1 protein-coding gene is annotated in these 511 nt (G+C 62.4%); it reads right to left on the bottom strand.

Annotated elements, in window-relative coordinates:
- A partial coding sequence (locus OC610_RS28730; RefSeq protein ID WP_332880493.1) for an MFS transporter occupies nt 1-437 on the bottom strand: 437 nt, incomplete at its 3' end.
- Nucleotides 438-511: the final 74 nt, after the last annotated feature.

Below are 511 nucleotides of genomic sequence, written 5' to 3'. Positions count from 1 at the left end.
AACGGGCCGGACAACTGGCTCAGGGCATAGCTGCTGCCATACAACGCTACCAACCGCCCACGCCATCGCTCGATGACCAACTGGTTGATCCAGCTCTCACCGAGAATGAACACCAAAGTCAGGACCACACCAATCACCAGCCGCAGCACCAACCAGACCGGATAACTTGGCATCAAGGCCAACAGCCCGATGGACATCGCCCCGCCCCACAGACACAGGCGCATCAACGCCGCCGTGCCGAAGCGCGCCGCCAGCCGGCTCGACACCTTGGCCCCTGCCAGCACGCCAACCGCCGGCATGGCCGCCATCACGCCGATGGCGAACGAGCCATAACCCCAGCCTTCCAGGCGCAGCGACACCAGGGGCATGCTGACGCCAAGGGCAAGTCCAACACTCAGGACGGAGGCCAACACGGCGAAATAAGTCGCCCAACGCATTTCCACGCTCCTGTGGATAACGATCGATTCCAGAGGCCACCACAAAACAATGTGGGAGCGAGCCTGCTCGCGAA

This window comes from Pseudomonas agronomica, assembly GCF_025917275.1.
GTDB classification, from domain to species: domain Bacteria; phylum Pseudomonadota; class Gammaproteobacteria; order Pseudomonadales; family Pseudomonadaceae; genus Aquipseudomonas; species Aquipseudomonas agronomica.
The sequence above is the reverse complement of the archived record's forward strand: the minus strand, read 5'-3'. Positions and strand labels throughout refer to the sequence as shown.